3 protein-coding genes are annotated in these 3,935 nt (G+C 74.6%); 2 read left to right on the top strand and 1 reads right to left on the bottom strand.

Annotated elements, in window-relative coordinates; all coding sequences use genetic code 11:
• The first annotated feature begins 467 nt into the window (after nt 1-467).
• Nucleotides 468-1,730 carry a DUF2252 domain-containing protein gene (locus ABEB16_RS10225; RefSeq protein WP_345712149.1) on the top strand — a complete coding sequence of 421 codons (1,263 nt, stop codon included), beginning with the start codon at nt 468-470 and terminating at the stop codon, nt 1,728-1,730.
• Nucleotides 1,731-1,755: 25 nt separating this feature from the next.
• Here ABEB16_RS10225 and ABEB16_RS10230 read toward each other — a convergent pair whose 3' ends face one another.
• Nucleotides 1,756-2,958 carry a hypothetical protein gene (locus ABEB16_RS10230; RefSeq protein WP_345712147.1) on the bottom strand — a complete coding sequence of 401 codons (1,203 nt, stop codon included), beginning with the start codon at nt 2,956-2,958 and terminating at the stop codon, nt 1,756-1,758.
• 166 nt (nt 2,959-3,124) lie between these two features.
• Between ABEB16_RS10230 and ABEB16_RS10235 the strand changes: the two genes are divergently transcribed.
• The coding region (locus tag ABEB16_RS10235) for an NAD(P)/FAD-dependent oxidoreductase (protein WP_345712148.1) at nt 3,125-3,935 on the top strand (811 nt) is incomplete at its 3' end.

The following is a 3,935-nucleotide window of genomic DNA, read 5'->3' on the forward strand; positions in this document are numbered from 1 at the left end:
TCGCCGACGAGGGCGAGGACCTCGCCGTGCCGCAGCGTCAGGCGCACGTCGGACAGCGCCTGCACGCCGGGGAAGCCCTTGCTGACGCCCTCCAGCTCCAGCAGCAACGGCCCGCTCACCATGGGCGCCTCTCCTCCTCGAGGGGACCGGACGGGCGGGGCGCCGGACCTGCTCCGCAGCAGGCCCGGCGCCCCGCCCCGGGGGTCCGGAACGTAGCACGCACCCGAGCGAGCGTCCACGAAACATCGGATGTCTGGACCGATTCGTGACCGGACCGGTACCCCGGCAGGGCCAGGACCCGGGCGCCACCGGACGCGGGCGCCACCGGGCCTGGCCGCGGCCACCGGCCGGGTGGCAGGCTGCCGCCCGTGACCGACGACGCGCACGCCGACACCCCGCACGGGCACGGGGACGGGGACCGGACGGGGACCATCGTCGGCGTCCTCACCGAGGCCTTCGCCGACCTGATGGCCGCCGACCCGGCCGCGTTCCGGCGCAAGTACCGCCGGATGGCCGCCGACCCGTTCGCCTTCTACCGCGGCACCGCCTGCCTCTTCTACGCCGACGTGGCGCGGCGCGAGGACCGCTGGGCCGACGAGCGCACCGGCCGGGTCTGGATCCAGGGGGACCTGCACGCGGAGAACTTCGGCACGGCCATGGACGGCACCGGCCGGCTCGTGTTCGACGTCAACGACTTCGACGAGGCGTACCTCGGCCACTTCACGTGGGACCTGCTGCGGCTGGCGGCCAGCGTCGCGCTGCTGGGCTGGACGAAGGCGCTGCCCGACGGGGACATCGGCTCCCTCGTCGAGGTGTACGTGCGCGCCTACCTCGACCAGGTGCGCACCTACGCCGCCGCCGAACCCGACGCCGAGTGGTCGCTGCGGCTGGACACGGCCACCGGCGCGGTCCGGCTGGCGCTGCTGGAGGCGCAGGCCTCGACGCGGTTCGCCCTGTTGGACGGGGTCACCGTCGTGGAGGGCTCCCGCCGCCGGTTCCGGCACGACCCCACGGTGCGGGTGCTCGACGCGCAGGAGCGGGCCGTGGTGGAGGCCGCCTACCGCGAGTACCTCGACACCATCCCGCCGGTGAAGCGGCTGGGCAGCATGACGTACGGGCTCAAGGACGTCGTCGGCAAGAGCGGGTTCGGCATCGGCAGCGCGGGCCTGCCCGCCTACAACCTCCTCGTCGAGGGCCACACCGAGGCGCTGGAGAACGACGTGGTGCTCACCATGAAGCAGGGCGGGGTGCCGGCACCCGGCCGGGTCGTCGACGACCCGCGCGCCCGGCACGCCTTCGCCCACCAGGGGCACCGCACCGCGGTCTCCCGCCGCGCGCTGCAGGCCCACGCCGACCCGTGGTCGGGCTGGTGCCGGATGCAGGGCGGTCCCCACGACGGGGTGGGTTTCGTCGTCGCGGAGTACTCCCCCTACGAGGCCGACCTGGACTGGTCCCAGCTCACCGAGGTCCCCGACATGGCCGAGGTGCTGGCGCAGCTGGGCCGCGCCACCGCGAAGGTGCACTGCGTCTCCGACGTCGACCAGCCCAGCACCCCCCTGGTGGACTTCCAGGTGGAGGACGCGATCGTGGCGGTGGTGGGCGACCGCGACGACGAGCTCGTGGCCGAGGTCGTGGACTTCGCCCACTCCTACGCGGCGCGGGCCCGGGCGGACCACGCCCTGTTCGTCGACGCCTTCCGCTCCGGCCGCCTGCTGGGCGCGAGCGCGTAGCAGGCGGCCGGAGCGGGTGGCGGCGTCAGCAGCGCTGGATCGTGGAGCCGTCCAGGGTGATGCCGCTGATGACGAGGGCGTCGGCGCAGGGGTTCTCCACGATGCGGTTGTTCCGCAGGGTGAAGTTCCGCAGGGTGATGCGGTCGTTCCCGGGGAACTCGGTGCGCTCGGCGAGGCGGACCTCGCCGCCACCGCTGATCGTGCCGCCCTGCGCGGCGATGTCCACGCCGTAGCAGTTCTCGACGAGCACGGCGTTGTTCCCGGTGTCGGCGATGTCCACCCGGTCGACGACCACGCCGCCGCTCTCGGAGACGCAGAAGATGCCCCGGCCGCCACCGCGCGCCACGACCGTGCCGACGCGGATGTTCGTGGGGTAGGCGTCGCCGATGCGGCCGTTGCGGTTGGCCATCCGGAAGGCGGCGTACCCGGTGCCCGTGCCGGCGTTCACCGCGTCGACCGTCCCGATCGTCGCGTTGATCGTCTGGTTGAGCAGCAGGCCGGAACCCCCCACGTCGCGGGCGGTCACGGTGCCGATGGTCAGGCCGTCCACGCCGTAGGTCTCCACCGCGTGGGAACTCGCCCCGGAGACGTGGACGCTGCCGATGCGGACGTTGCGGGTCCACCTGCTGGTGTCGCCGCGGTTGTCGATGCGGACCCCCAACCCCGAGGACAGCTGCATGGTGATCCGCCCGAGGGTGAAGTTCTCGACGTTGCGGGCGAAGACGCCGTACAGGGGGGTTCCGGTGACGGTGAGGTTCTGCACCTCGACGTCGGTGGTGCCGCGCGTGTAGACGGGGGCCTGGTCCCCGGTCCCCGTGCCGCGGGCCTCGATGGTGCCGCAGGCGTCGAGCACGGTGTGGCTGGGCAGGTTGATCCGCTGGCCGGCCGGGATGCCACCGGAGCCGCGGACCACGACGCGCTCCTTCGTGGTCCGCCCGGGGGTGAGGCTGCCCACGGCCGCCTGCACCGCCGAGCGCAGGTCGGTGCCGGTGTAGAGGGTGCGGTCGCCGTTGCGCGCGGTCCACGTGTTGCCGCTGCGCACGGCGATGGCGTGGAACGTGCCGTCCCCGCACGAGGCCGCCGCCGGCGACGCCCCGGTGACGGCCCCCGCGGCGGCGAGGGCTGCCGCGGCCAGCGCGGTCAGGGCCCGGCGGCGCACCACCTCCCTCCGGTGCGGCGGGGTCGTGCGGGTGTCGGGTCCGGCGGGCGACGCTGCGCGCTGGCTCATGGGTTCTCCGGGGTATCGGCGACGGGTCCTGCGGGTTGAGAACGCTTTCCGGGTGGCCGCAGGGACGATATGAGCCGTTTCACGGGCGGGTCAAGGTTTCTCGGAACACCCCGGCACGGGAAACTCCTCACGGCGTCGGCGGCGGTGGTGGGTTACGGTCGGGTCCATGGGGCAGCGCCTGGTCGTCATCGGCGGCGACGCGGCCGGGGCCAGCGCCGCCTCGCAGGCCAAGCGGCAGAACCCGGACCTCGACGTCGTCGTCCTCGAACGCGGCCGGGCCACCTCGTACTCCGCCTGCGGCATCCCGTACTGGATCAGCGGTGCGGTGCGCGAGGAGGCCGAACTCGTCGCGCGCACCCCCGCCCAGCACCGGGCCAACGGCCTCGACGTGCGGGTGCGCACCGAGGTCACCGCCATCGACCTCGCCGCCCGCCGGGTGCACTGGCGCGACCTGGTGGACGGGCGGGAGGGCAGCGACGGCTTCGACGACCTCGTCCACGCCACCGGCAGCGTGCCGCGGCGCCCGGACGTGCCGGGGGCCGACGCCGCCGGGGTGCACGGCGTGCAGACCCTCGACGACGGCGCGGCGCTGCGCGCGGAGCTCACGGCCGGGCGGGTGCGGCGGGTCGTCGTCGTGGGCGGCGGCTACGTCGGGCTGGAGATCGCCGAGGCGTGCCGGGTGCTGGGCCTGGAGGTCACCGTGGTGGACCGCTCCCCCACGCTGGTGCGCAGCACCTTCGACGCCGACGTGGGCGAGGCGATCGGCGAGGCGGTGCGCGCCGAGGGCATCGAGCTGGTGCTGTCCGACCCGGTCGCCGCGATCGACACCGACGCCGCCGGGCGGGCGCGGGCCGTCGTCACCGGCAGCGGCCGGGAACTGCCCGCCGACCTCGTCGTCCTCGGTCTCGGCGTCCGCCCGCACGTGCGGCTGGCGCAGGAGGCGGGCATCCCGCTCGGTCCCTCCGGCGGCATCGCCG

Source organism: Kineococcus glutinatus, from assembly GCF_039542765.1.
In the GTDB taxonomy this organism is placed as follows: domain Bacteria; phylum Actinomycetota; class Actinomycetes; order Actinomycetales; family Kineococcaceae; genus Kineococcus_A; species Kineococcus_A glutinatus.

What these genes read in the sequence shown, in the direction of transcription:
- ABEB16_RS10225 (WP_345712149.1), top strand. Translation starts at nt 468, where the DNA reads ATGGCCGCCGACCCGGCCGCGTTCCGGCGCAAGTACCGCCGGATGGCC.
- ABEB16_RS10230 (WP_345712147.1), bottom strand. Translation starts at nt 2,958, where the DNA reads ATGAGCCAGCGCGCAGCGTCGCCCGCCGGACCCGACACCCGCACGACC.